Below are 24,725 nucleotides of genomic sequence, written 5' to 3'. Positions count from 1 at the left end.
TAAAGAGGAAAAGATCTTGTTTTTGCAGAGGATGTGCAATATATCGGCACATTGAGATGACAGAAATGAAAAAGCCGGGCAGAGCGCCCGGCTTTATAGGGTGAAAATCAGGATCAGGCCGCAGGGCGAGCGATAACGCTGCGCGTTTCCATGCGAACTTCCGCGATGGTCACGTCGATAACGTCGGTCACTTTATAAACGACTTCGCCCTTGATCTGCACGGTGCCGTTTTCCTGGCTGCAAACCAGCTCATCACGTACCGCGTGGATGAACGGTGCAGGGATAAACGCCACGGCCCCGTTGTCCACCAGGCGTACGCGCATCCCGCCGCGGCTAACATCGATAATTTCTGCTGCGAAGCGAGTATCGGTGCCGGCTTTCGGGCTCAGGAAGCGAGCGTACAGCCAGTCGCCCACGTCACGCTCGGCCATCCGGTTCAGACGGCGACGTTCCGCCATCTGGACGGTGGTTTCTTCCGCTGGACGCGTCGCCGCTTCGCCTTTAATAATCGCTTTCAGCAAACGGTGGTTAACCATATCGCCGAATTTACGGATTGGGGAAGTCCATGTGGCATAGGCTTCGAGGCCAAGGCCGAAGTGCGGGCCAGGTTCGGTGCTGATCTCGGCGAACGACTGGTAACGGCGAATGCGGCTGTCCAGGAACCCGGTAGGCTGGGCGTCCAGTTCGCGGCGCAGTTTGCAGAAACCTTCCAGCGTAAGGACTTCCTGCGCGTCCACGGTGATGCCGTGGGTTTGCAGCATGGTTGCCAGCTGTTCAGTATTGGCCGGATCGAAACCGGTATGAACGTTATAAATCCCGAAGCCCAGTTTCTCGCGCAGCACGATGGCCGCACAAACATTAGCCGCAATCATCGACTCTTCAACGATACGGTTTGCGATACGACGCGGCTCGGCCACGATATCCAGCACTTCGCCTTTCTCGCCCAAGACAAAGCGGTAGTCAGGGCGATCTTTAAAGACCAGAGCGTGGGTCTGGCGCCATTCGCTGCGGGTCAGACAAACGCGATGCAGCAGGCGAATTTGCTGTGCAATGGCGTCGCTCTGCGGCTGCCAGCCACCTTTCTCTTCCAGCCAGTCAGAGACTTCGTCATAAACCAGCTTGGCTTTGGACTCGATATTGGCGGCGAAGAAATGAATGTCGCTGGCGATAGCGCCGTCCTGCTCAATGGTCATGCGGCAGGCGAGGACAGGGCGGACAACGTTGGCACGCAGGGAGCAGAGATCGTCTGACAGCTCGCGCGGCAGCATTGGAATGTTGAAGCCAGGCAGATAGTTGGTAAAGGCACGAATTTTGGCGATGCCGTCGAGTTTGCTGCCTTCTGCGATCCACGCCGTTGGGTCAGCGATGGCCACGGTCAGCTGCAGTTTGCCGTCGGCAAGTTCTTCAACGTACAGCGCATCGTCCATATCTTCGGTGCTGGCGCTGTCGATGGTGACAAAATCCAGCGACGTTAAGTCTTCGCGCACCAGGCCGTCGTCAAGCACCTCGGTGGCGACGCCGTCCGGCGCTTCGCGTTCAAGATTGTGACGTGACAGTGTCACCCACCACGGCGCAAGATGATCGTCGCCGAAGGTGATGAATTGCGTTAACTCGGCATAGAAGCCACGGTCGCCCTTTAGCGGGTGACGGCGCATTTCAGCTACCGCCCAGTCACCGTTCTGGAAGTCATGGGTCACGTCGCGAGCTGCGCGGCACTGAATGGCATCTCTCAGCAGCGGATGATCTGGCACAATTGACAGGCGGTCGTCTTTTTTCTGAACGCGGCCAACAAAACGCGTCAGGAAAGGTTCGATAAGCGTTTCCGGCTCGGCGGACTCCCGGTCTTTATCGGTGTGGATGACGGCGCTGATACGGTCGCCGTGCATCACTTTTTTCATCTGCGGCGGCGGAATAAAGTAGCTTTTATTCGCATCGACTTCGAGGAAGCCGAACCCTTTTTCCGTGCCTTTCACCACGCCTTCAGCGCGTGGAGTCTGAGAATGCAGTTGCTGTTTTAGCTGCGCGAGCAGCGGGTTATCCTGAAGCATATCGTTTCGTTTTCGTGGCCAAAAGAGCGGCTGACAGTTTTACGCGAAACCGTACCTTGCGGCAAGCGCTGATTGCCGTGAAGGCTTATGGATTCAGCGCTTGAGCGGTATTTCCCAGGCCAATTTTCAGGCGGTTTATCCACCCGGCCAGCCCGGCACTAACCAGTAGTTTCAGCACCTGCTGCTCGCTAAAACCTTGCTCATACAAAGGTTGAATCTGCGCGGCGCTAAATCTGTCCGGGGCGCGGGTTAACAGCTGCACGGCATGAATAATCGCTTTTTCACGAGGGTGATTGTGACTCCAGGCGTTAAGCGCCCGTTCCCCGTTGCGCATCGCGTCCGGTAATCCAGCATCTCCCTGCCAGGCCGCCGCGGCATCGCTAAAGCAGGCGGCGCTGCCGTTAATCCGTGACGTCAGCATCACCACCAGCAGCGCATCGTCTGGTTGCTGCGCGGTGGTCTGCCAGAACAGGCGGGTAAGCTGGCTGAGGTAAGACAGTGCCCGCTCATCGTGAGCAAGCAGCCAGGCAATATCACGCAGCGTGCGCAGCGGCTGGCTGATGCTCAAGACTTCCAGCTGTTCCGCCCGGGCATAACGCATTTCAACGGGCGCCAGCCCCGGAAGCCAGTTGACCGGGTACGGCGTAAACAACGCAGGTTCCGCGTCCTGTTGCCCGTCCAGCCCCGGCAGCCAGCGAACGGGCAGCCCCTGCAGCGCTTGCCAGACGGCAATAGCGCGCGCCTGGAAGCCCACGAAGCCGATAATCTGGGTAAAGGAGACAATATCGTCCACCGAGAGGCCGCATTCATCCAACTGCGCTAAGGCGCTATCGTCGATAAGCGTCGGCTGGCTGGCAAGCTGGCGGGCAAACTGGGTGATCTGAGTCAGGCGACGGTTGCTTTCGCGGGATGAGTCGGGGCCGGGCTGGGGAGCAAGGCGAGCGGCATAGTGGTTACACAGGCGTTGGACCCCGTAGACCTGCGCAACGGTCAGCGCCGTGCTCAGGCGATCGTAGCTACTCAGGGTGTGTAAACGCGTCACGTTAATCCTTTCCGGTAGCAGTACATCGGCTACCGCTCGGGCGGCATCAAGCCACGGGGCTTCAACAATCAATTGTGCTTCAGAAGGGGCTATATCAAGCAGAAAGCGGTCTTCAACCTGCGCTGCTTCGGGAACTAAAGGCAGTACATCCGCCGGACACAGACTGGACTGGGTTTCATGATACCAGTGGCTTTTACCAGAAAAGCGGCGTTGTTCCATGGTCGTTCCTTGGTCGAAAAGTTTGCAGACCCGGATACAACGTGGAAGCCGGGCCTGGTTCGCTGTTTTATCCTGGCGCAAGCTCGGGAGGTGACAAAAGAATGATCGGTGATAATAAATATCGGAAAGGTATAACTAATTCGGATTCAGGCAGAAATACAGGGGGAAATAGCGAAACGGGCCGCAGCCCGCTTCGCTCAGGAACAGAAATTAGTCTTTCAGTTCCAGCTCGTTCATGGCTGCGATGCTGAAGCCGCCGTCAACGTGAACCACTTCCCCGGAGATACCGGCAGACAGGTCAGAACACAGGAAGGCTGCGGAGTTACCCACGTCTTCAATGGTTACGGTGCGACGAATCGGGGTAACGGCTTCACAGTGGGCCAGCATTTTACGGAAGTCTTTGATGCCGGAAGCGGCCAGAGTACGGATTGGGCCAGCGGAGATGGCGTTCACGCGCACGCCTTCTGGACCCATGGCATTAGCCATGTAGCGAACGTTAGCTTCCAGAGACGCTTTGGCCAGGCCCATAACGTTGTAGTTAGGGATTGCACGCTCTGCGCCCAGGTAGGACAGGGTCAGCAGGGCGGAACCTGGGTTCAGCATTTCACGGCAAACTTTCGCCATGGCAACGAAGCTGTATGCGCTGATGTCGTGGGCAATTTTAAAGCCTTCACGGGTAACGGCGTTCACGTAGTCGCCATCCAGCTGATCGCCAGGGGCGAAGCCGATGGAGTGAACGAAACCGTCAAATTTCGGCCAGCTTTTCGCCAGTTCGGTAAACAGCGCTTCGATGCTCTCATCTTCAGCCACATCGCAAGGCAGCACGATGCTTGAACCCAGCTCGGCAGCAAAACCTTCCACACGGCCTTTCAGCTTCTCGTTCTGGTAGGTGAATGCCAGCTCGGCGCCTTCGCGGTGCATCGCCTGTGCAATACCGTAGGCAATGGAGAGTTTACTGGCGACGCCAGTGATCAGAATGCGTTTACCGGTAAGAAAACCCATAGCTTTAATCCTTAATAGTCATTGTTGTTGCGGCCAGCAGGTGAAAAAACAGGCAGGCCGACGTTAAGACCGGGCGATTCTAACATGACTCCCGCGTAAGCGTTAATCCGACCACTTTTCCACGTCATAATTTGAGCCGCAGGGATGTTGGCTGCACGCCCATTTCTCAGCCACTTACTTCAGTAAGCTCCTGAAAACTGCTCCCTTGCCGCCTACCCGCAACTCAAATTATCTAGTGGAAGTTGGGGTAGAATGATCGTGGCGAAGTAGTCTAAATTAACGATCCCTACGCCAGGCGTCAGCGGTTAAGGCCTCGCCGAAGTGGCTGTTAATCAGCCGTTTAGTCAATTCATGCAGCGGGGAGGCGAGCACGTCGGCCGTGCTGCCGCGCTCCACCACTTCGCCTTCGTGCATCACCATCACCTGGTCGCTGATGTGCTTCATCATGCCAATGTGCTGGGTCACGTAAATATAAGAAATGCCTTGTTTTTCCTGCAGTTCAAGCATCAGGTTAATCAGCTGCGAGCGCATGGACATATCCAGCGAGGCCAGCGCTTCATCGGCGATAATGACCTTGGGCCGGAGGATCAACGCGCGGGCCAGGCCCAGACGCTGTTTTTGCCCCGGAGCCAGCATATGCGGGTAATAGCTGGCGTGGTCCGGCAGCAGACCGACCATGCGTAAGGTGTCCAGAATGCGTTTTTGCCGCAGCTCTGGCTCCAGCTCGGTATTCAACCGCAGCGGGAAGTCCAGAATCTGCGAGATGCGCTGGCGTGGGTTCAGGGAAGTACTGGGATCCTGGAATATCATGCGGATCCGCTGGCTGCGCCAGGAGTAATCGCCGAAGTGGAGAGGGTGATCGTCAATCACTAACTCGCCGGTGGTCGGCTCAATCATCCCCGCCAGCATTTTTGCCAGCGTAGATTTACCCGAGCCATTCTCCCCGATAATCGCCAGCGTCTGCTTCTCGCGCAGCGTAAAGTTGAGCGGCTTCACCGCTTCGACGTGCTGGCGGTGAAACAAACCTGTACGGTAGCGAAACGTCTTACTTAAATTGCGGACTTCCAGCAGCGTTTCGACCATTACTGACTCTCCATATTCAGCGGGAAATGACAGGCGTAAAGGTGATTTTTCGCCCCTTCAAGCCTTGGTGCTTCAATGCATTTGCGCTGGGCATAAGGGCAGCGTGGCCCCAGACGGCAGCCCAGCGGCAATTGCTCCAGCAGCGGAATCGCGCCCGGCATGGTGTTTAACCGGCTCTTGTGCGGCATCGGGCTACCAAAGTCAGGGATCGCGCGGATCAGCGCCTGAGTATACGGGTGGTGTGGCGTGGCAACCAACTCTTCGCTCGTCGCGCTTTCCACGGTTTGCCCGCAGTACATCACGTTAATTTTATCCGCCCACTGGCTCAGCATCTGCAGGTCGTGACTAATCAGCAGAATGGTGGTGTTGTTGTTCTGATTGAGCCGCGTTAACAGACGGAAGATCTGCGACTGCGTGGTCGGCTCCATGGCGTTGGTGGGCTCATCCGCAATCAGCAGGCGAGGCTGGTTTGCCAGCGCGATGGCGATCATCACCTTCTGGCATTCGCCTTCAGTCAGCTCGTACGGATAGCTGCTCATGGCGTCTCTGTGATCTTTAATCCCCACGCGGTGCAGCAGTTCGATGGCGCGGCGCTTGCGCCAGCCAAAGCGTTGCCACCAGCGGCCTTTATAAGTCCAGCCGGGAATATTTTGGGTCAACTGACGGCCAATTCTTTCCGACGGATCCAGGCAGGACTGTGGCTCCTGGAAAATCATCGACACGTTGTGTCCCACCAGGCGGCGGCGCTCACGCGGCGAGAGCCGCAGCAGGTCGATATCGTCAAAGCGCATACGGTCGGCGGTAACCCGCCAGTTATCTTTGGTGACGCCACAGATAGCTTTCGCGATGAGACTTTTCCCTGAGCCGGATTCGCCGACCAGGCCGCGAATTTCCCCTTCGCCCAGCGTCATGCTCACGCGATCGACGGCTTTTACCCAACCTTCGGAGGTCATAAATTCGATGGTCAGATTGCGGATATCAAGTAACGGCATTATTGCACCCCCGCGTTAATCGCGCGGCGCAGGCCGTCGCCAAGCAGGTTAACCAGCAGGACGCTTATCATGATGGCCGCCCCCGGCAGCATCACCGTCCAGGGCGCAACGTAAATCAGCTCCAGCGCATCACCGAGCATTGCACCCCATTCCGGGGAAGGGAGCTGCGCGCCAAGATCGAGAAAACCGAGTGCGGCAATGTCCAGAATCGCCATAGACAGCGCTCGTGTGATTTCTGTTACCAGCGTGGCGGTGATATTGGGCATGACGGCAAACCAGAGAATATTTAGCGTGGAAGCGCCATCCAGACGGGCGGCGACCACGTATTCTTTCTCCAGTTCATCGTGCACCGCGCTGTAGACCGAACGTACCATTCGCGGCAGCAGCGCCAGCCAGACGGCAAACATCGCATGGCTGAGATGGGGGCCAGCAAAGGCGACTACAATAATCGCCAGCAGCAGGGAAGGAATCGATAGCAGTGTATCGAGAATGTGGTTCAGCACCGCGGAGCGCAGACCGTGGGTCGACCCCGCTATCACGCCGAGCACGATGCCGCAGATTGTTGCCGCAAGCGTGACGACAAATGCGCCGCCCACCGTCGGAGCTGCGCCGCTCAGCAGGCGGCTTAGCACGTCACGGCCAAGATCGTCGGTACCGAGGAAGAACGAAACTTCCCCATAGCGGGACCATGACGGCGGCAAAAGCTGATAGCCCAGAAACTGTTGGTCAATTTGATACGGGGCAAAAAGACCGCCAAACAGGCACAGAATAGCCAGGCCGCCGCAGCCGTAGAGGCCAATCATCGCCGTGGTATCGCCATAGAATTTACGCCACGTCAGACGCAGCGTGCTTGGCGGTCGCTTTTCGCGGTAGACGCTATCGTAAGGCATACCATTCCTTATGCTTCAGTGGGTTGGCCATAGCGCCCAAAATATCGGAAATCACGTTAACAACAATCACCAGCGAGCCAATCACCATCACCCCGGCGGAAATCGCCATGTAATCCTGCTGGCGAATGGCGTTAATCAGCCAGCGGCCCAGGCCGGGCCAGCTAAAGACCACTTCGGTGATCATCGCCAGCGTCAGCATGGTTGAAAACTGCAGGCCCAGGCGAGGGATCACCGGCGGCAGCGCGTTGTGCAGCACGTGGCGATGCAAAATAGTGAAGCGGGAAAGCCCGCGCGTGGCGGCGGCTTTGACGTAGTTCTGATCGAACACCTCGATGGTACTGATGCGCATCAGGCGAATCACTTCGGTGGTCGGGGCGACGGCCAGGGCGGCGACCGGCAGCACCATGTGGCGCAGGGCGCTGACGATCATTTCGCTGCGATAAGGCGAGTCCGAGAGCCACGCATCCACCAGCGCAAAGCCGGTGACGGACTTAACCTCATAAAGCAGGTCAAAACGCCCTGAAACCGGGAACCAGCCCAGCGTCAGCGAGAAGAACAGCGTCAGCAGCAGCGCCAGCCAGAACACCGGAATCGAAAAACCGACCAGCGCCAGGGCGCTGATTAGCCTGTCCTGCCACTTATTGCGCATGATGCCCGCCAGCATCCCCACCGGAATACCAATCAGCAGCGCCAGGCCGAAGGCCAGAATGCACAGTTCCATGGTGGCCGGGAACACGTCGCGTAATTGCTCGTTAATCGACTGGCCGTTGATGCTGGAAACGCCAAAATCCCAGTGCAGCAGGCTCTCAAACCAGAACACCCAGGCGTTCCACAGCGAAGCCCCCTGCAGCGGTGCGTGGGGCGTAAAATAGTTGAGGCTAAAGCCGACCACTGCCAGAAACAGCAGAGTGATCAGCAGCAGCAATAATCGCCTTAGCGTGAAAATGATCATTATTTTTTCGCCTCTTCATTTTCCCTGGACACGCCTGCAAACGAGGCGTTGCCGAAGGGGCTGAGCACCAGGCCTTTCATGTCGTAGCGGTAGGCCTGCAGCCTTAACGAAGAGGCCAGCGGCAGCACCGGCAGCTCTGCGGAAAGAATATCCTGCGCTTCGTTGTAGGCTTCAATACGGGCGGAAAGCTGCTGGGAAGAGAGCGCTTTTTGCAGCACGCTGTCGAAATGCGGGTTACACCAGCGGGCATAGTTAGTTTGCGAGCCGATGGCCGCGCAGCTCAGCATCGGGCGGAAGAAGCTGTCCGGGTCGTTACTGTCCGTTGCCCAGCCGGCAAGCGTCAGATCGTGGTTCATGTCCATCAGTCTGGCTTCCTGGAAGCGGCCCTCCATCGGCACGATAATCACCTTCACGCCAATCTGTGCCATATCCGCCTGAATCAGCTCGGCGGTTTTGAGTGGGCTTGGGTTCCAGGCCTGGGAGCTGGTCGGCACCCACAGGCGGAGTTCCAGTTTATCCACGCCCAGGGCCTGTAACTGCTCACGGGCTTTCGCCGGGTTGTATTCGGTAATTTTTGCGTCGTTATCGTAGGCCCAGGAGGCGCGAGGCAAAATGGATGCGGCCGTTTCTGCCGTGCCGTAATAAATAGACTGCATCAGGCGCTGATTATTAATGGCAAGGGACAGCGCGTGGCGAACGGCCGGGTTATTCAGCGGCGGTTTGTTGGTGTTAAACGCCAGGTACGCGATATTCATGCCCGGGCGCAGCGTCAGGCGCAGACGCGGATCGTCACGCAGAATAGTCAACTGACTTGCCGCAGGCCAGGCCAGCACGTCGCATTCGCCGGTGAGCAGTTTTGAAAGACGGCCGGTGCCGCCGGAACCCAGATCGACCACCACCTGCGGCATCAGCGGTACGCCGCGCCAGAAGTGCTGGTTGCGCGCCAGGCGAATGTACTGCCCGGCGCGGTATTCGCTGAGCAGGAAAGGTCCGGTGCCGACCGGCTGCCTGTCCATCAATTCCTGGTGGTCAGCTTTGGTCAACTGCGCGGCGTATTCGGCGGACATCACCGACGCGTAATGCGTAGCTAAATGCCAGAGGAAGGAGGCGTCCGGCTTATTGAGGCGGAATTCAACGGTATTGTCATCCAGCTTGCGAACGCTTTTCACCGTTTCCGGGAACTGGAGACTGTCGAAATAGGGGTAGCTGCCGCCGTTAACGTTATGCCACGGATGGTTGCGGTCGAAGATACGCTCAAAGGTAAACACCACATCATCGGCGTTTAGCGCGCGGGTGGGGTTAAACCAGGCGGTAGTCTGGAACTGGACATTGTGGCGCAGGTGGAAACGGTAAGTCGCGCCGTTATCCAGCACTTCCCAGCTTTCCGCCAGTTCAGGCACCAGGCGATAGGTATAAGGGTCAACGTCCAGCAGGCGGTCATAAAGCTGCGCCGCCAGCGTGTCGACGGTCAGGCCGCCGCTGGTCATTTGCGGGTTAAAGGTGTTGACCTGCCCGTTGACGCAATAAACAAAGCCACTGCGGCGAATATCTGCCGGTTTTTCAGCGGGCGCAGCGGCACGCGCCGCGCCGCTCAGGCAGCATAAACCCAGTAACAGGGAGGAGAGCATTCCGCGCATAAGTTTTTGAGTTATCTCAAGTGATGGGCAAAGTGTATCGCACTCTTGCCTTCTCCCCAAAATTACTGGTGACGATCGGCAATTTTCTGCGCAGGACGATGAAAAAAACGCCGCTCAGTCCGGCGTCAGGCTGCTTAATTGGTGTTTTTTCAGCATCGCTCGTAGCTGATGATAACTCACGCCCAGCAGTTCTGCAGCCCGGCGCTGGTTAAAAGTTGCCTGCTTCAGGCTTTGTTCCAGCAGATTTTTCTCCTGTTCGTTTTGCCAGCTTCGCAGATCGAGCGGCAGGCCGGGCAGGTGCGCCGGAGCCTCTTGTCTGGCCTGATGGAGCGGGGCAGGTTTATGAGTGAAAGGGTTAAGGATAATGTTGTCCAGCGCTTCATCGCTTGAGCCGTGGCGGTACACCGAACGCTCGACCACGTTTTTCAGCTCGCGGATATTGCCCGGCCAGCCATAGTTAAGCAGCGTCTCGCAGGCCCTTTCGGTAAAACCGGGGAACAGCGGCAAATTAAGTTCCCGGCACATTTGAATCGCAAAGTGATCGGCCAGCAGCAGGATATCCGATCGCCGCTCGCGCAGGGGCGGGAGCATCACCACGTCAAACGCTAGCCTGTCGAGCAAATCGGCACGGAATTTCCCTTGTTCGGCCAGCTCCGGCAAATCGGCATTGGTGGCGCAGACCAGGCGAGTATTCACCTGTAGCGGCTGGCTGCCGCCCACGCGCTCAAGTTCGCCGTATTCCACCACCCGCAACAGCTTCTCCTGCACCAGCATTGGGGCCGTGGCCAGCTCATCAAGAAACAGCGTGCCGCCTTCAGCTCGTTCAAAACGACCCTGATGGCGCTTCTGCGCGCCGGTAAACGCGCCGGCTTCGTGGCCAAACAGCTCGCTGTCGAGCAGGTTTTCGTTCAGTGCCGCACAGTTGAGGGAGATAAAAGGCCCCTGCCAGCGCTGGGAGAGGAAATGCAGGCGGTTGGCGATGAGTTCCTTCCCGGTGCCGCGTTCGCCGATGACCAGCACCGGTTTATTCAGCGGGGCCAGGCGGGAAACTTGTTCCATGACCTCCAGAAAGCTATTAGCTTCTCCAATGAGGCTGTCCTTGTTTTCAGGCATGGTTAAATTCCCTAATAGTTAGTTAATTTAACCACTATAGCGGCTTTCATGGGATCGTCAAATTTACATTAATTCTTATTAATCAATGAAGTAAAAAGTTGGCACGGATGCTGCAATATCCTGTCAGAGCAGAGTGCCTGGCACCTGAGATAATGACTAAGAGGATTGAATTATGGGTATTTTTTCTCGTTTTGCCGACATCGTGAATGCGAACATCAACTCCCTGCTGGAGAAAGCGGAAGATCCGCAGAAGCTGGTGCGCCTGATGATTCAGGAAATGGAAGACACGCTGGTAGAAGTGCGTTCCACTTCAGCCCGCGCGCTGGCCGAAAAGAAACAGCTGAGCCGCCGTGTGGAACAAGCTACCGTGCAGCAGGCCGAATGGCAGGAAAAAGCCGAGCTGGCGCTGCGTAAAGAGAAAGAAGATCTGGCGCGTGCCGCGCTGATTGAAAAACAGAAGCTGACCGACCTGATCGTCACGCTGGAAAATGAAGTTGTGCACGTGGATGAAACTCTGGCGCGCATGAAGAAAGAAATCGGCGAGCTGGAAAATAAGCTGAGCGAAACTCGCGCTCGCCAGCAGGCGCTGACCCTGCGTCATCAGGCTGCTTCTTCTTCACGCGATGTTCGCCGCCAGTTGGATAGCGGTAAACTGGATGAAGCGATGGCCCGGTTCGAATCTTTCGAGCGCCGCATCGACCAGATGGAATCCGAGGCGGAAAGCCACGCCTTTGGCAAACAGAAGTCTCTGGACGCGCAGTTTGCCGAGCTAAAAGCCGATGATGAAATCAGCGCCCAGATAGCTGCGCTGAAAGCAAAAATGAACCAGGATCGTCAATAATAATCCAGGCCGCGATGCGCCCGGCGCATCGCGACTCAAGCCTGACCCGTAAGGAGTACACATGACTGCGCTTTTTCTTGCTATCCCGCTGACCATTTTTGTGCTGTTCGTGGCGCCGATTTGGCTGTGGCTTCACTACAGCAATCGTCCTGATGCAGGGCAGCTTTCACAGAGTGAGCAGCAGCGGCTTGCCCAGTTGACCGATGAGGCGCGACAGATGCGGGAGCGCATTCAGTCTCTGGAACAGATCCTTGATGCCGAACACCCGAACTGGAGAAACAACTAATGGTGAATTCATTTTCCGGTCGTAAGCTGTGGCGTATCCCTGAGAAGGGGATGGTAAAAGGAGTTTGCGCGGGTATTGCGCAATACCTTGATGTGCCGGTCAAACTGGTCCGCGCCATTGCAATTTTATCGATATTCTTTGGCCTGTCGTTCTTTGTGCTGGTGGCCTACATCGTGATGACATTTGTGCTGGACCCGATGCCCTACGGCGCAGATGAAAAAGATACGCAACCGACCAACCGCGATCTGCTGAACGCGGTGGATGCGGAACTGGCCGCCGGTGAGCAACGTTTACGCTCGATGGAGCGTTACATTACGTCTGACACTTTCACGCTGCGCAGCCGTTTTCGCCAGCTGTAAAACAACCCTCTCCCTGAGGGAGAGGGAATAAACAGGTTTTCTCCCTCTCCTGGGGGAGAGGCCCGGGGTGATGGCGCCCAGGCTCAATGCTAACCACCCACCGCAATTAACCGCTTTTGGAGAGACAATGACTACATTCCATTCCGTCAGCCAGAAAGCTAAACCAGGCCTGAAACTTGCCGGGAAGCTTGCTTTACTTGCCGCGCTGCGGTTCGGCCCGGCGGGTTTTGCGGCGTGGGCGATCAAATCGGTAGCCCGCCGCCCGCTGAAAATGATACTGGCCGTGGTGCTGGAGCCGTTACTGACCCGCATCCTGCGCAACGTCTCTGACCGTTACGATCGCCGCATGGCAAAATAACCCTCCTCGCGGCGGCGAAATCTTCCGCTTAACGTTTTGATTCTTGGTAATCAGCCCCATTTGATATTATCAATAAAGGTATTTTCTGCAGCGGAAGGCAATCAGGACGCTTATGAACCGACTCAAAAACGAATTTAACGCCCTGGTAAACCGGGGCGTTGATCGTCATTTACGCCTCGCGGTAACCGGGCTGAGCCGCAGCGGTAAAACCGCATTTATCACCGCGATGGTCAACCAGTTGCTGGGCATTCACACCGGCGCACGGCTGCCAATGCTTAGCGCCGCTCGTGAAGAGCGTTTGCTCGGCGTTAAGCGCGTGCCGCAGCGCGATCTGGGCATTCAGCGTTTCACCTATGATGAAGGCATGGCGCAGCTTTTCGGCACGCCACCGGCCTGGCCGACGCCGACTCGTGGCGTAAGCGAAATGCGCCTTGCGTTACGCTACCGCTCCAACGATTCGCTGCTGCGCCACTTCAAAGACACGTCCACGCTTTACCTGGAGATTGTTGATTATCCGGGGGAGTGGCTGCTTGACCTGCCCATGCTGGCGCAGGATTACCTGAGCTGGTCGCGCCAGATGACAGGCCTGCTGCAGGGCCAGCGTGCCGAGTGGTCGGCGGAATGGCGTCACCTTTGCGAGGGTTTAGATCCTCTCGCTCCCGCCGATGAAAACCGCCTGGCGGCGGTTGCCGAAGCGTGGACTGACTACCTGCTGCGCTGCAAGAAAGAAGGGCTGCATTTTATTCAGCCGGGGCGCTTTGTCCTGCCCGGAGATATGGCGGGCGCGCCCGCGCTGCAGTTTTTCCCATGGCCGGATGTGGATGCTTTTGGTGAGTCGAAGCTGGCCCAGGCGGATAAGGGCAGCAACATCGGCATGCTGCGCGCGCGTTTTGATTACTACTGTGAAAAGGTGGTGAAAGGGTTCTATAAGAATCACTTCCTGCGCTTCGACAGACAGATTGTGCTGGTGGATTGCCTGCAGCCGCTCAACAGCGGGCCCCAGGCGTTCAACGATATGCGCCTGGCGTTAACCCAGCTGATGCAAAGCTTCCACTACGGGCAGCGCACGCTGTTCCGTCGCCTGTTTTCCCCGGTGATCGATAAGCTGCTGTTTGCCGCCACCAAAGCCGACCATGTCACGGTAGACCAGCACGCTAACATGGTTTCTCTCCTGCAACAGCTGGTGCAGGACGCCTGGCAAAACGCGGCTTTCGAAGGCATCAGCATGGACTGCATGGGGCTGGCCTCCGTGCAGGCAACGCAAAGCGGCATCGTAGACGTGCAGGGGGAGCAAATCCCGGCGCTGCGCGGCAATCGCCTGAACGACGGTGCGCCGCTGACGGTGTATCCGGGGGAGGTGCCTTCGCGCCTGCCCGGCAATGCTTTCTGGCAAAATCAGGGCTTTCAGTTCGAACAGTTCCGGCCGCAGGTGATGGACGTTGACCGTCCGCTGCCGCACATCAGGCTGGACGCGGCGCTGGAATTCTTAATTGGAGATAAATTGCGATGAGCGATCCTATTAAACCGCGCATCGATTTTGCGCAGCCGCTGGAGGCGGAAAAAGAGCAGGACTGGAAAGCGGCACACGCGTTTAGTGAACCGGAAGCGCAAAAGTTTACCCCGGTCACCACCAGCGTTGAAACGCTTGCCGACGAAGAAGGGCAGGCCGAGGCTGTTATTGAAGCTGCTTTAAGACCGAAACGCAGCCTGTGGCGCAAAATGGTGACAGCCGGACTGGCGCTGTTTGGCGTCAGCGTTGTGGCCCAGGGCGTACAGTGGACCCACAACGCTTTTGTGACTCAGGACTGGATCGCGCTTGGCGGCGGCGTTGCCGGGGGGCTTATCGTCGCGGCTGGCGTCGGCTCGATTGCCAGCGAATGGCGGAGGTTGTGGCGTTTGCGCCAGCGTGCCGAAGAGCGTGACGAGGCGCGAGAACTGCTCGCCAGTCACAGCACGGGCAGAGGGCGGGCGTTCTGCGAAAAACTGGCCAGCCAGGCCGGGCTGGATAAAGGCCATCCGGCGCTGCAGCGCTGGTATGCCTCGATCCATGAAACCCACAACGACCGGGAAGTCGTGGCGCTTTATGCCCAGCTTGTTCAGCCGGTACTGGACGCTCAGGCCCGGCGTGAAATCAGCCGTTCTGCTGCCGAATCCACGCTGATGATCGCCGTCAGCCCGCTGGCGCTGGTGGATATGGCTTTTATTGCCTGGCGTAACCTGCGCCTGATCAACCGCATCGCCACGCTGTACGGTATCGAACTGGGCTATTTCAGCCGTATTCGCCTGTTCCGCCTGGTGCTGCTGAATATTGCTTTCGCCGGGGCGAGCGAGCTGGTGCGTGAAGTCGGCATGGACTGGATGTCGCAGGACATTGCCGCCAGACTTTCGGCTCGCGCAGCGCAGGGGATTGGGGCCGGGCTGTTAACTGCCCGCCTGGGCATTAAGGCGATGGAGCTCTGCCGCCCGCTGCCGTGGCTGGAGGATGACAAGCCCCGGCTGGGGGATTTCCGCAAACAGCTTCTGGTTCAGCTGAAAGAGACGCTGGCCTCCGGGAAAAACAAACCTACCAACTGAATTTGTATCATTGACCTGGAGGGCAGCTTCGGCTGCCCTTTGTTGTTTACAGCACACGTATAAATTTCGTGCTTGTTGACCAGTGGTTTGTCTTTTAGTGTCAACATTTCATGACAGGCATCTTCTTGCCAACGGCTAACTGCGTTATTATCCCTGCAACTCTATGAGGTCCTTCAGCCCGGCTGAAGGTCGTATAGGCCGTTTTCCGTAACATAAGGTCACCTGCATGCGTCTGGAAGTCTTTTGTCAGGACCGCCTTGGTCTCACTCGTGAACTGCTCGATCTGTTAGTGCTGCGCGGTATTGATTTGCGCGGTATCGAAATTGACCCGATCGGGCGTATTTACCTCAATTTTTCCTCCCTTGATTTTGAATCTTTCAGCAGCCTGATGGCGGAAATTCGCCGCATCCCAGACGTTACCGACGTGCGTAAAGTACCGTGGATGCCTTCCGAGCGTGAACATCGCGCCCTGAGTGCGCTACTTGAGGCGCTGCCGGAGCCGGTGCTGTCGCTGGATATGCGCAGCAAAGTTGAACTGGCCAACCCGGCAAGCTGCGCGCTGTTCGGGCAGAGCGAAGATCGTCTGCGTAACCATAATGCGGGCACGTTGATCAGCGGGTTTAACTTTACCCGCTGGCTGGAGAGCGAACCACACGACTCCCACACCGAACATGTTGTGATCCACGGGCAAAACTTCCTGCTGGAGATCACCCCGGTTCATCTCGATGGCGAAGATAATCAGCCGCTGCTGGTGGGCGCGGTGGTGATGCTGCGCTCTACCGTGCGCATGGGGCGCCAGCTGCAAAACCTCTCCAGCAGCGATTTCAGCGCCTTTGACCAGATTGTCGCCGTCAGCCAGAAAATGCGTCATGTGGTTGAGCAGGCGCGCAAACTGTCGCTGTTGAATGCCCCGTTGCTGATTGTGGGCGATACCGGTACGGGCAAAGATCTTCTGGCCAATGCCTGCCACCTGAGCAGCCCGCGAGCGCAAAAACCTTATCTGGCGCTGAACTGCGGCTCTATTCCTGACGACGTGATCGAAAGCGAACTGTTTGGTCACGCGGCCGGGGCTTATGCCAACGCCGTCGAAGGGAAAAAAGGCTTCTTTGAGCAGGCCAACGGTGGCTCTGTGCTGCTGGACGAAATCGGTGAAATGTCGCCGCGTATGCAGACCAAACTGCTGCGCTTCCTGAACGACGGCACGTTCCGTCGCGTCGGCGAAGAGCATGAGGTGCATGTTGATGTCCGCGTGATTTGCGCGACACAAAAAAATCTGGTGGAGCTGGTGCAGAAAGGCGAGTTCCGCGAGGATCTCTATTATCGCCTCAACGTCCTGACCCTGAACCTGCCGCCGCTGCGCGATCGCCCGCAGGACATCATGCCGCTGACGGAGCTGTTTGTGGCGCGCTTTGCCGACGAGCAGGGCGTACCGCGGCCTAAGCTGTCTCACGATTTAAGCAGCGTGCTGACCCGCTACGGCTGGCCGGGTAACGTGCGTCAGCTGAAAAACGCCATTTACCGCGCGCTGACTCAGTTGGAAGGCTACGAGCTGCGCCCTCAGGACATCCTGTTGCCGGACTTCGACTCGGCCAGCTTGGCCGTGGGGGAAGAGGCGATGGAAGGCTCGCTGGACGATATTACCAGCCGTTTTGAGCGTTCCGTGTTAACACAGCTGTACCGCAGTTATCCAAGTACGCGTAAGCTGGCAAAACGGCTGGGTGTTTCCCATACCGCGATCGCCAACAAGCTGCGTGAGTACGGACTGAGCCAGAAGAAGGGCGAAGAGTAAAAACAAAAAACCCCGGAAACCCGGGGTTTTCTTTTCATACAGGTCTGAGGCTTAAGCCTTCAGCACGTCCAGTGCCGCAGCGTAATCCGGCTCGGTGGTGATTTCATTCACCAGCTCGCTGAAGATCACTTCATCGTTTTCATTGATAACCACTACCGCACGTGCGGTCAGGCCTTTCAGCGCGCCTTCGGCAATGCTGACGCCGTAAGTCTGCTGGAACTCAGGGTTACGCAGGGTGGAAAGGGTGACAACGTTGTTCAGGCCTTCAGCGCCGCAGAAACGGGACTGAGCGAACGGCAGGTCGGCAGAAATACACAGCACAACGGTGTTATCCAGCTCGGTAGCCAGCTGGTTGAATTTGCGCACGGACGCGGCACACACGCCGGTGTCGATGCTTGGGAAAATATTCAGCACTTTACGTTTGCCGGCAAACTGGCTCAGCGCAACGTCAGAAAGATCTTTCGCGACCAGAGAGAAGGCGGCGGCTTTGCTGCCTTTCTGTGGGATCTGACCTGCAACCTTGACCGGGTTGCCCTGGAAATGAACGGTTTGTGACATGTTTAATCTTCCTTTTACATAAAATTAACGCCGGGAACAGTGTATTCCAGGAAATCCGTGATGAACATAAAAAACTGAAAGTACATGCAAAAGCGCGGGCTCGCTATACTCAGGCGATAACCCCAAGGGAGACTGATGATGAGAACAGTGAAAGTTTACCAGGAAGCCTGGCCGCTCCATACGCCATTTGTAATCTCGCGTGGAACCCGCAGCGAGGCGGTTGTTGTGGTGGTGGAAATCGAACAAGGCGGCATAAAAGGCGTCGGCGAATGCACGCCGTATCCACGCTATGGCGAAAGCGATGCTTCGGTGCTGGCCCAGGTCACCACGGTACTTTCACAGCTTGAGCGCGGCATGACGCGCGCTGAATTACAGCAGGCTCTTCCGCCAGGGGCGGCGCGGAACGCCATTGACAGCGCGCTTTGGGACCTGGAAGCCCGCCAGAAACACACCACGATATCGGCCCTGAACGCCGTCGAATTGCCGGAAATGGTGACCACGGCGCAAACCGTTACGATTGCCGCCCCGGAACAAATGGCTGCCTCAGCGGCTTTGCTTTGGCAGAAGGGCGCCCGACTGCTCAAGGTGAAACTGGACGATCGCCTCATCACCGAACGGATGGTGGCTATCAGGGCGGCGGTGCCGGAAGCCATTTTGATTGTGGATGCCAACGAGTCCTGGCGGAGTGATGGCCTGGCCGCCCGCTGCCAGCTGCTGGCCGATCTCAACGTGGCGATGCTGGAACAGCCGCTGCCGGCGGGGGATGATGATGCGCTGGCGAATTTCATTCACCCATTGCCGATTTGCGCCGACGAAAGCTGCCACACCCGTAGTAGCCTGCCAGCGCTTGCCGGGCGCTACGACATGGTGAACGTTAAGCTCGATAAAACCGGGGGCTTAACTGAGGCATTATTGCTGGCTCAGGCCGCGCGAGAACAGGGTTTTGATGTCATGCTCGGCTGTATGCTCTGCACATCTCGCGCCATTGCCGCCGCTTTACCGCTGGCGGCTAAGGTGCGCTTTGCCGATCTCGATGGCCCCACCTGGCTTGCCGTCGACGTGGAGCCCTCGCTGCATTTTGAAACGGGAAAACTTTATCCCTAATGCTTACCTGTGCCAGTGCAAAAGGTCAGTCATCGCCCGCAGGTAGCGCTCGCTGGCCTCATCGGCTGAAATCGGTGGGAATTCAGCCGTAATGCACGGCAGGCCTAAATCGGCACACCAACTGCCGAACGACCCCGGCGTTTCGTAGCCAACGCTGGTCACCAGCGGGAGCGCAAAGGCTTCAGCCAGCCAGTGCCCCAGCGCCGAGCTGTGCGGATCTTCAATACAGCCCAGCGGATCGTGAAAAGAGACTACCCAGGCGGGCTGCAGCTGATGAATAAGCTGGCACAACGCGGTGGTTTCTGGTTCGGAGCCCGGCGTTTGCCCGGTAGAAAGCACCACGTCACGCTTGTCCGCGCTACTGTTCCAACGGTAAACGGTATCGCCAGCTTTCCAGTTGGCCGCCGGGAAGTTGCGGTTCAAATCGACGCCGTGCGCGTTGGCGCGCAGGCCAAGCTGGCAGCCGTCCGGGTTAACCGCCAGCACCACGTGGTGCCGCCTGAACTGCGGCTCAAGCGTTCTTAAGGCGCAGGAAAGCGCCACCATCGCGGCGTTTTCATCCCCGTGAGTACCGGCAATGATAAGCCCGCTGCGTTCTTCCGTTTGAGTGGCGGGGAAATAGAGCAACGGCGCACCTAGTACCGATTTGCCGTAGCGTTCACAGCCCGGCGGCAGGTGGCCGCGCTGGGGGCGAGGGCGGGTCGTGGGCATGATATTCCTCTCACTGAATAAAGCGGCTATTAACGTCATTAATAGCAATGTTTTAGGGAAAACTCACCTTAATCCGCAGATGTGAGCTTTTTCCTGGAATCAAAAGAATAAATTACGCTACAGTAACTTACACCAATCTCCTGAATGCAAAAACACGGAAGGAAAGCGATGAAAAAAAGCCTCAGTTTTAGCTGTTGTGCGTTGGCCGTGGCCGCCATGCTGCAAAGCGCCTGGGCGGCGGATGTTCCTGCGGGAACGAAGCTGGCGAGCAGTCAGGAGTTAGTCAGACATATTAAAGATGAACCTGCGAGCCTGGACCCAATCAAAGCGGTTGGTCTGCCGGAAATTCAGGTTATTCGCGATTTATTTGAAGGCCTGGTTAACCAAAACGAAAAGGGTGAACTGGTGCCAGGTGTTGCCACCAAATGGCAAAGCAACGACAACCGCATCTGGACGTTTACGCTTCGCGACAACGCCCGCTGGTCCGATGGAACGCCTGTCACCGCGCAGGATTTTGTTTACAGTTGGCAGCGGCTGGTTGACCCTAAAAATACCTCTTCGTTTGCCTGGTTTGCCGCGCTGGCGGGTATCACCAACGCCCAGGCCATTATCGACGGGAAAATGCCGGCTGATAAGCTCGGCGTTACCGCCGTAGATGCTAAAACGCTTCGCGTACAGCTTGATAAACCCGTACCGTTCTTCCCAAGCCTGGCGGCAAACTTTGCCTTCTATCCCACGCCTAAAGCGGTTGTTGAAAAATTGGGTAATGAATGGACGAAACCCGGCAATCTCGTGGGCAACGGCGCATTTACGCTGCAGGACCGCGTAGTGAACGAGAAGCTGGTTGTTGTGCCGAATAAAAATTACTGGGACAACGGGAAAACGGTGCTGACCAAAGTGACCTTTATTCCTATTAACCAGGAGTCGGCGGCCACCAAGCGTTACCTGGCCGGCGATATCGACATCACCGAATCTTTCCCGAAAAATCTCTATCAGAAACTGCTGAAGGACATTCCGGGGCAGGTTTACACGCCGCCGCAGCTTGGCACTTATTATTATGCGTTTAACACGCAAAAAGGACCGACGGCGGATGCTCGCGTTCGTCTCGCCCTGAGTATGACCATCGACCGCCGCCTGATGGCTGAAAAAGTGTTGGGCACGGGAGAGAAACCGGCCTGGCGCTTTACGCCTGACGTTACCGCGGGCTTTAAGCCAGACCGCTCTCCGTTCGAAGACATGAGCCAGCAGGAGCTGAACGCCCAGGCGAAAATGCTGCTGCGTGCCGCCGGCTATGGCGATGCCAAACCGCTTAAACTGACGCTGCTGTACAACACTTCTGAAAACCACCAGAAGATAGCGATTGCCGTTGCGTCGATGTGGAAGAAAAATCTGGGCGTTGACGTGAAGCTGCAAAATCAGGAGTGGAAAACCTACATCGATAGCCGCAACACCGGCAATTTCGACGTCATTCGTGCGTCATGGGTCGGGGATTACAATGAACCTTCTACTTTCCTGTCGCTGCTAACGTCCACCCACAGCGGGAATATTTCACGCTTCAATTCCCCGGAATACGACAAGCTGCTGTCCCAGGCCGCGCAGGAAACTACCGACAAAGCGCGGAATGCGGATTACAACGCCGCCGAAAAAATCATTCAGGAAAAAGCGCCTATCGCGCCAATCTACCAGTACACCAACGGTCGCCTGATCAAACCGTGGCTGAAGGGCTACCCGATCAACAACCCGGAAGACGTGGCCTACAGCCGCACGATGTATATTATCAAACACTAAGTATGGCTAAAGTTTAGCCAGAAAAAGTGCTATGATCGTCACCTCAGGCATAGCGATTGCGGAGGTGACGAGATGGCATCAGGTTGGGCCAATGACGGCGCCGTTCAGGAGCAAATCGACAGTACCGTGGACGACGCCGTGGCCAGAGCGCGTAGCGAGCTACCGAAGGGCGAAAGCCTCGAATACTGCGAAGAATGCGGCGAACGCATTCCGGAAGCACGGCGCAAAGCGATTCAGGGCGTGCGGCTGTGTATTCGCTGCCAGCAGGCGGAAGATGCGCGCCGGGCCACATTCTCAGGCTATAACCGCCGTGGCTCGAAAGACAGCCAGTTACGCTAGTAAGAACCGGGCCATCGCCCGGTTTTTTTATGTCTCCGGTTAAGCTTTATTTACTCTTTTCTCTGCAAATTCAGCGCGTTTGATAACCTCAGGTGGTTGCCTTCGTTTCAGAGATGGCTAGACTGACAGAAAGAACTGATTCAGCTTGAGGATTGCGCAGTGGATGTAATTAAAGGCAGCGAGCTGCACGTGCCGGACGCGGTGTTTGCCTGGCAACTGGATGGCAGGGGCGGCGTCAGGCCTCTCGACAACAATGAAATTATCGACAGCGAGCATCCCTGCTGGCTACACCTGAATTACACCAACGCCGACAGCGCCGACTGGCTGGCCAACACGCCGCTGTTGCCGAACTATGTCAGGGAGGCGTTAGCCGGTGAAAGCATGCGTCCCCGCGTTTCTCGCGTGGGTGACGGCACGCTAATCACTCTGCGTTGCATCAACGGCAATACCGATGAACGCCCGGACCAACTGGTAGCCGTGCGGCTCTACATTGACGAACGGCTGATTGTCTCAACCCGCAGGCGGCAGGTTCTTGCGCTGGATGATGTGGTGAACGACCTGAATGAAGGCACCGGCCCAACCGACTGCGGCAGCTGGCTGGTGGATGCCTGCGATGCGCTGACCGACCATGCCAGCGAATTTATCGAGCAAATGCACGATAAAATCATCGACCTTGAAGACAATTTGCTCGACCAGCAGGTGCCGCCTCGTGGGGCGTTGGCGTTGTTGCGTAAACAGCTGATTGTCATGCGGCGCTATATGTCTCCGCAGCGTGACGTCTATGCGCGCCTCGCCAGCGAGCGGCTAAGCTGGATGAACGACGACCAGCGCCGCCGCATGCAGGATATTGCCGACAGGCTGGGCAGGGGGCTGGATGAAATCGACGCCTGCATCGCCCGCACCGGCGTGATGACCGATGAAATCTCCCAGGTTATGCAGGAATCCTTAAACCGCAGAACCTACACCATGTCGCTGATGGCGATGGTATTTTTACCCAGCACGTTTTTAACCGGGCTGTTTGGCGTGAACCTCGGCGGTATTCCCGGCGGAGGCTGGGCCTTCGGCTTTGCGCTGTTCTGCATCATGTTGGTGGTTATGATTGGTGGTGTTGCCTGGTGGTTACATCGCAGTAAATGGCTGTAAAGTTGCGGGATTTGGAACGAGTTTGTGGGCGAAAACGGCGCTGTTATTGAGCAAAATCAAGAAACCGAAAGCCTTGCCGCGGCAAACTCTCTCTTGCAGGTGAATGCAACGTCAAGCGATGGGCGTTGCGCTCCATATTGTCTTACTTCCTTTTTTAGAATTACTGCATAGCACAATTGATTCATACCATGCCGACTTTCAAAGTCGGCTTTTTTTTGCCTGCAATTTGTGGACTATGCTTTAAAGGGCGATTCACCCACCCAGGAGATGACGATGCTGTATCGCAACAGCCTGATGATGAGCGACCCGGCTTTCCCCACCGAACCCGTGCCGGTACCCGACCCGCTTCCGCGGCCACAGCCCATACCCGATCCGCCGACCGACCCGGATCCAAGGCCGATAATCGACCCACCGACACACCATTGAAGTTTTCCCTCTCCGGGCGGAGAGGGAATGGGGATTATTTAATTTCCAGAATATCCAGGCGCTGCAGCGGGGCGTCAGCGCTGTCTTCTTCCGGCTGCCAGCCGACGGGCTGCATAGGGATCTCTTCGCGATCGAACGCCAGGTCGCCCCCGTTCACCACTTCTGCACCGTGGGTAATGCCTGCAAAATCAAACAGCTCGGTATCGCAGAGATGTGATGGCACCACGTTCTGCATCGCGCTGAACATCGTCTCAATGCGGCCCGGATAGCGTTTATCCCAGTCGCGCAGCATGTCGGCAATCACCTGGCGCTGCAGGTTTGGCTGCGAGCCGCACAGGTTGCACGGAATAATTGGGTATTCGCGGGCGATGGCAAAACGCTCAATGTCTTTCTCGCGGCAGTAGGCCAGCGGGCGGATAACAATATGTTTTCCGTCGTCGCTCATCAGCTTCGGTGGCATGCCCTTCATCTTGCCGCCATAGAACATGTTCAGGAACAGCGTTTGCAGAATATCGTCGCGATGGTGACCCAGGGCGATTTTGGTACAGCCCAGCTCGGTGGCGGTGCGGTAAAGAATGCCGCGACGCAGGCGCGAACACAGAGAACAGGTGGTTTTGCCTTCCGGGATCTTTTCTTTCACGATGCCGTAGGTGTTCTCTTCCACAATCTTGTATTCAACGCCGATGCTTTCCAGGTAGGCAGGCAGCACGTGCTCAGGGAACCCCGGCTGTTTCTGGTCGAGATTTACCGCCACGAGACTAAAGCTGATTGGCGCGCTTTGCTGCAGGTTACGCAGGATTTCCAGCATGGTGTAGCTGTCTTTGCCGCCGGACAGGCAAACCATAATGCGGTCGCCGTCTTCAATCATGTTGTAATCGGCAATCGCTTCACCCACGTTACGGCGCAGGCGTTTTTGTAACTTGTTCAGGTTGTACTGTTCTTTTTTTGTAGCTTCTTGATTCAATTGCATTATTTACTGTCTCTGAAACCAAAAGGGGCATATAAGGGGCAAACTTTTTCAAAGCGCCAGCTTACTGTGAAGCCTATTCACCTGGTTGCCGCTCAGTTCTTCAATCCATGCAGCATAGACTTCATAAACCATCTGCGCGTTTTCATGCCCCATCTGATTTGCAATAAATGAGGGGTTCGCACCTGCAGATAACAGCCAGCATGCGTAAGTGTGGCGTGTATGGTACGGATTCCGGCGGCGAATTCCAGCACGTTTTACAGCTGCGCCCCGACGGTCACCAATGCTCGACACGTTGTCATACGGTTTTTGTTCGTCTTTATGTAAGTACACCCGTTTTAGTTCCACGCACTTTTTGAGATTTCCGGGTTTTTGACCCTGGCCCAAAATCAATGCAGTGCTAAATCAGGTTGTATTGTTCTTTTTGAGTGGCCATGAAAGTCTCTGGCTCTGAATCCAACACGCACGGCGTGTCATGCCGGCGCGTAGGGTACGGATTGCGGC

General features: G+C 56.7%; 24 protein-coding genes and 1 pseudogene. 12 read left to right on the top strand and 13 right to left on the bottom strand.

Features of this window, described 5'->3' with window-relative positions:
• Positions 1-113 precede the first annotated feature (113 nt).
• The 9 genes from AAIE02_RS08030 to pspF all read right to left on the bottom strand — a co-directional run bounded on the left by AAIE02_RS08030 (position 114) and on the right by pspF (position 10,978).
• A complete protein-coding gene (locus AAIE02_RS08030) occupies positions 114-2,048 on the bottom strand; it encodes an exoribonuclease II (RefSeq protein WP_498532331.1) in 1,935 nt (644 codons plus the stop codon).
• 85 nt (positions 2,049-2,133) lie between these two features.
• Positions 2,134-3,309, bottom strand: coding sequence for a CMD domain-containing protein (locus tag AAIE02_RS08025; protein ID WP_498532330.1), 1,176 nt, complete (start codon positions 3,307-3,309; stop codon positions 2,134-2,136).
• A gap of 210 nt (positions 3,310-3,519) precedes the next feature.
• Complete coding sequence (gene fabI, locus AAIE02_RS08020) at positions 3,520-4,311, bottom strand: enoyl-ACP reductase FabI (protein WP_039294025.1); 792 nt, start codon at positions 4,309-4,311, stop codon at positions 3,520-3,522.
• 276 nt (positions 4,312-4,587) lie between these two features.
• On the bottom strand, positions 4,588-5,394 hold the full coding sequence (gene sapF, locus AAIE02_RS08015; RefSeq protein WP_008461344.1) for a putrescine export ABC transporter ATP-binding protein SapF: 807 nt from the start codon (positions 5,392-5,394) through the stop codon (positions 4,588-4,590).
• On the bottom strand, positions 5,394-6,386 hold the full coding sequence (sapD, locus tag AAIE02_RS08010) for a putrescine export ABC transporter ATP-binding protein SapD (protein ID WP_008461346.1): 993 nt from the start codon (positions 6,384-6,386) through the stop codon (positions 5,394-5,396). Before sapD ends, sapF begins: the two co-directional genes overlap by 1 nt.
• Positions 6,386-7,276 carry a putrescine export ABC transporter permease SapC gene (sapC, locus tag AAIE02_RS08005; RefSeq protein WP_008461347.1) on the bottom strand — a complete coding sequence of 297 codons (891 nt, stop codon included), beginning with the start codon at positions 7,274-7,276 and terminating at the stop codon, positions 6,386-6,388. The genes sapD and sapC overlap by 1 nt, the downstream gene beginning before the upstream one ends.
• Positions 7,263-8,228, bottom strand: a complete 966-nt coding sequence (gene sapB, locus AAIE02_RS08000) for a putrescine export ABC transporter permease SapB (RefSeq protein WP_166992116.1) — start codon at positions 8,226-8,228, stop codon at positions 7,263-7,265. The genes sapC and sapB overlap by 14 nt, the downstream gene beginning before the upstream one ends.
• Positions 8,228-9,865, bottom strand: a complete 1,638-nt coding sequence (sapA, locus tag AAIE02_RS07995; protein WP_498532329.1) for an ABC transporter substrate-binding protein SapA — start codon at positions 9,863-9,865, stop codon at positions 8,228-8,230. The genes sapB and sapA overlap by 1 nt, the downstream gene beginning before the upstream one ends.
• A gap of 114 nt (positions 9,866-9,979) precedes the next feature.
• Complete coding sequence (pspF, locus tag AAIE02_RS07990; RefSeq protein ID WP_336707278.1) at positions 9,980-10,978, bottom strand: phage shock protein operon transcriptional activator; 999 nt, start codon at positions 10,976-10,978, stop codon at positions 9,980-9,982.
• 172 nt (positions 10,979-11,150) lie between these two features.
• Between pspF and pspA the strand changes: the two genes are divergently transcribed.
• The 7 genes from pspA (at position 11,151) to tyrR (ending at position 17,185) form a co-directional block, all read left to right on the top strand.
• Positions 11,151-11,819 (top strand): phage shock protein PspA, encoded by a 669-nt coding sequence (gene pspA / locus AAIE02_RS07985; RefSeq protein WP_498532328.1) that lies wholly within the window; start codon positions 11,151-11,153, stop codon positions 11,817-11,819.
• 61 nt (positions 11,820-11,880) lie between these two features.
• Positions 11,881-12,105 carry an envelope stress response membrane protein PspB gene (gene pspB, locus AAIE02_RS07980; RefSeq protein ID WP_008461355.1) on the top strand — a complete coding sequence of 75 codons (225 nt, stop codon included), beginning with the start codon at positions 11,881-11,883 and terminating at the stop codon, positions 12,103-12,105.
• Positions 12,105-12,464, top strand: coding sequence for an envelope stress response membrane protein PspC (gene pspC, locus AAIE02_RS07975; RefSeq protein ID WP_039303566.1), 360 nt, complete (start codon positions 12,105-12,107; stop codon positions 12,462-12,464). The genes pspB and pspC overlap by 1 nt, the downstream gene beginning before the upstream one ends.
• 127 nt (positions 12,465-12,591) lie before the next feature.
• Positions 12,592-12,822 (top strand): phage shock protein PspD, encoded by a 231-nt coding sequence (gene pspD / locus AAIE02_RS07970; protein WP_008461357.1) that lies wholly within the window; start codon positions 12,592-12,594, stop codon positions 12,820-12,822.
• 112 nt (positions 12,823-12,934) lie between these two features.
• Complete coding sequence (locus AAIE02_RS07965) at positions 12,935-14,332, top strand: YcjX family GTP-binding protein (protein ID WP_008461358.1); 1,398 nt, start codon at positions 12,935-12,937, stop codon at positions 14,330-14,332.
• On the top strand, positions 14,329-15,396 hold the full coding sequence (locus tag AAIE02_RS07960) for a TIGR01620 family protein (protein ID WP_498532327.1): 1,068 nt from the start codon (positions 14,329-14,331) through the stop codon (positions 15,394-15,396). The genes AAIE02_RS07965 and AAIE02_RS07960 overlap by 4 nt, the downstream gene beginning before the upstream one ends.
• 226 nt (positions 15,397-15,622) lie before the next feature.
• Positions 15,623-17,185, top strand: coding sequence for a transcriptional regulator TyrR (gene tyrR, locus AAIE02_RS07955; RefSeq protein WP_008461360.1), 1,563 nt, complete (start codon positions 15,623-15,625; stop codon positions 17,183-17,185).
• A gap of 51 nt (positions 17,186-17,236) precedes the next feature.
• Here the strand turns inward: tyrR and tpx are convergent, their stop codons facing one another.
• Complete coding sequence (gene tpx, locus AAIE02_RS07950; protein WP_008461361.1) at positions 17,237-17,743, bottom strand: thiol peroxidase; 507 nt, start codon at positions 17,741-17,743, stop codon at positions 17,237-17,239.
• 138 nt (positions 17,744-17,881) lie between these two features.
• On the opposite strand from tpx, the gene ycjG reads away from it, so the two are divergent.
• Positions 17,882-18,847, top strand: a complete 966-nt coding sequence (ycjG, locus tag AAIE02_RS07945) for an L-Ala-D/L-Glu epimerase (RefSeq protein ID WP_166992956.1) — start codon at positions 17,882-17,884, stop codon at positions 18,845-18,847.
• A gap of 3 nt (positions 18,848-18,850) precedes the next feature.
• Here the strand turns inward: ycjG and mpaA are convergent, their stop codons facing one another.
• Positions 18,851-19,558 (bottom strand): murein tripeptide amidase MpaA, encoded by a 708-nt coding sequence (mpaA, locus tag AAIE02_RS07940; RefSeq protein WP_008461364.1) that lies wholly within the window; start codon positions 19,556-19,558, stop codon positions 18,851-18,853.
• Between the two features lie 168 nt (positions 19,559-19,726).
• Between mpaA and AAIE02_RS07935 the strand changes: the two genes are divergently transcribed.
• From AAIE02_RS07935 to ynaL, 4 genes are all read left to right on the top strand, one after another.
• The gene (locus AAIE02_RS07935; RefSeq protein WP_166992131.1) at positions 19,727-21,346 is read left to right on the top strand and encodes an ABC transporter substrate-binding protein; all 1,620 of its coding nucleotides are present in this window, start codon (positions 19,727-19,729) and stop codon (positions 21,344-21,346) included.
• 72 nt (positions 21,347-21,418) lie between these two features.
• Complete coding sequence (locus AAIE02_RS07930) at positions 21,419-21,685, top strand: DksA/TraR family C4-type zinc finger protein (protein ID WP_166873458.1); 267 nt, start codon at positions 21,419-21,421, stop codon at positions 21,683-21,685.
• A 159-nt stretch (positions 21,686-21,844) separates the two neighbouring features.
• Positions 21,845-22,828: a zinc transporter ZntB gene (gene zntB / locus AAIE02_RS07925; RefSeq protein WP_008461367.1), complete on the top strand. Its 984-nt coding sequence runs from the start codon at positions 21,845-21,847 to the stop codon at positions 22,826-22,828.
• Positions 22,829-23,095: 267 nt separating this feature from the next.
• A complete protein-coding gene (gene ynaL / locus AAIE02_RS07920) occupies positions 23,096-23,254 on the top strand; it encodes a proline-rich small protein YnaL (protein WP_269320697.1) in 159 nt (52 codons plus the stop codon).
• A 34-nt stretch (positions 23,255-23,288) separates the two neighbouring features.
• On the opposite strand, the gene ttcA is transcribed toward ynaL, so the two are convergent.
• Positions 23,289-24,224 carry a tRNA 2-thiocytidine(32) synthetase TtcA gene (gene ttcA / locus AAIE02_RS07915; RefSeq protein ID WP_008461368.1) on the bottom strand — a complete coding sequence of 312 codons (936 nt, stop codon included), beginning with the start codon at positions 24,222-24,224 and terminating at the stop codon, positions 23,289-23,291.
• Between the two features lie 48 nt (positions 24,225-24,272).
• Positions 24,273-24,536: pseudogene (locus AAIE02_RS07910) on the bottom strand (tyrosine-type recombinase/integrase); the annotation flags it as partial.
• Between the last annotated feature and the right edge of the window lie 189 nt (positions 24,537-24,725).

The sequence above is a fragment of the Cedecea sp. Ae19-4 genome (assembly GCF_059801165.1).
The sequence above is the reverse complement of the archived record's forward strand: the minus strand, read 5'-3'. Positions and strand labels throughout refer to the sequence as shown.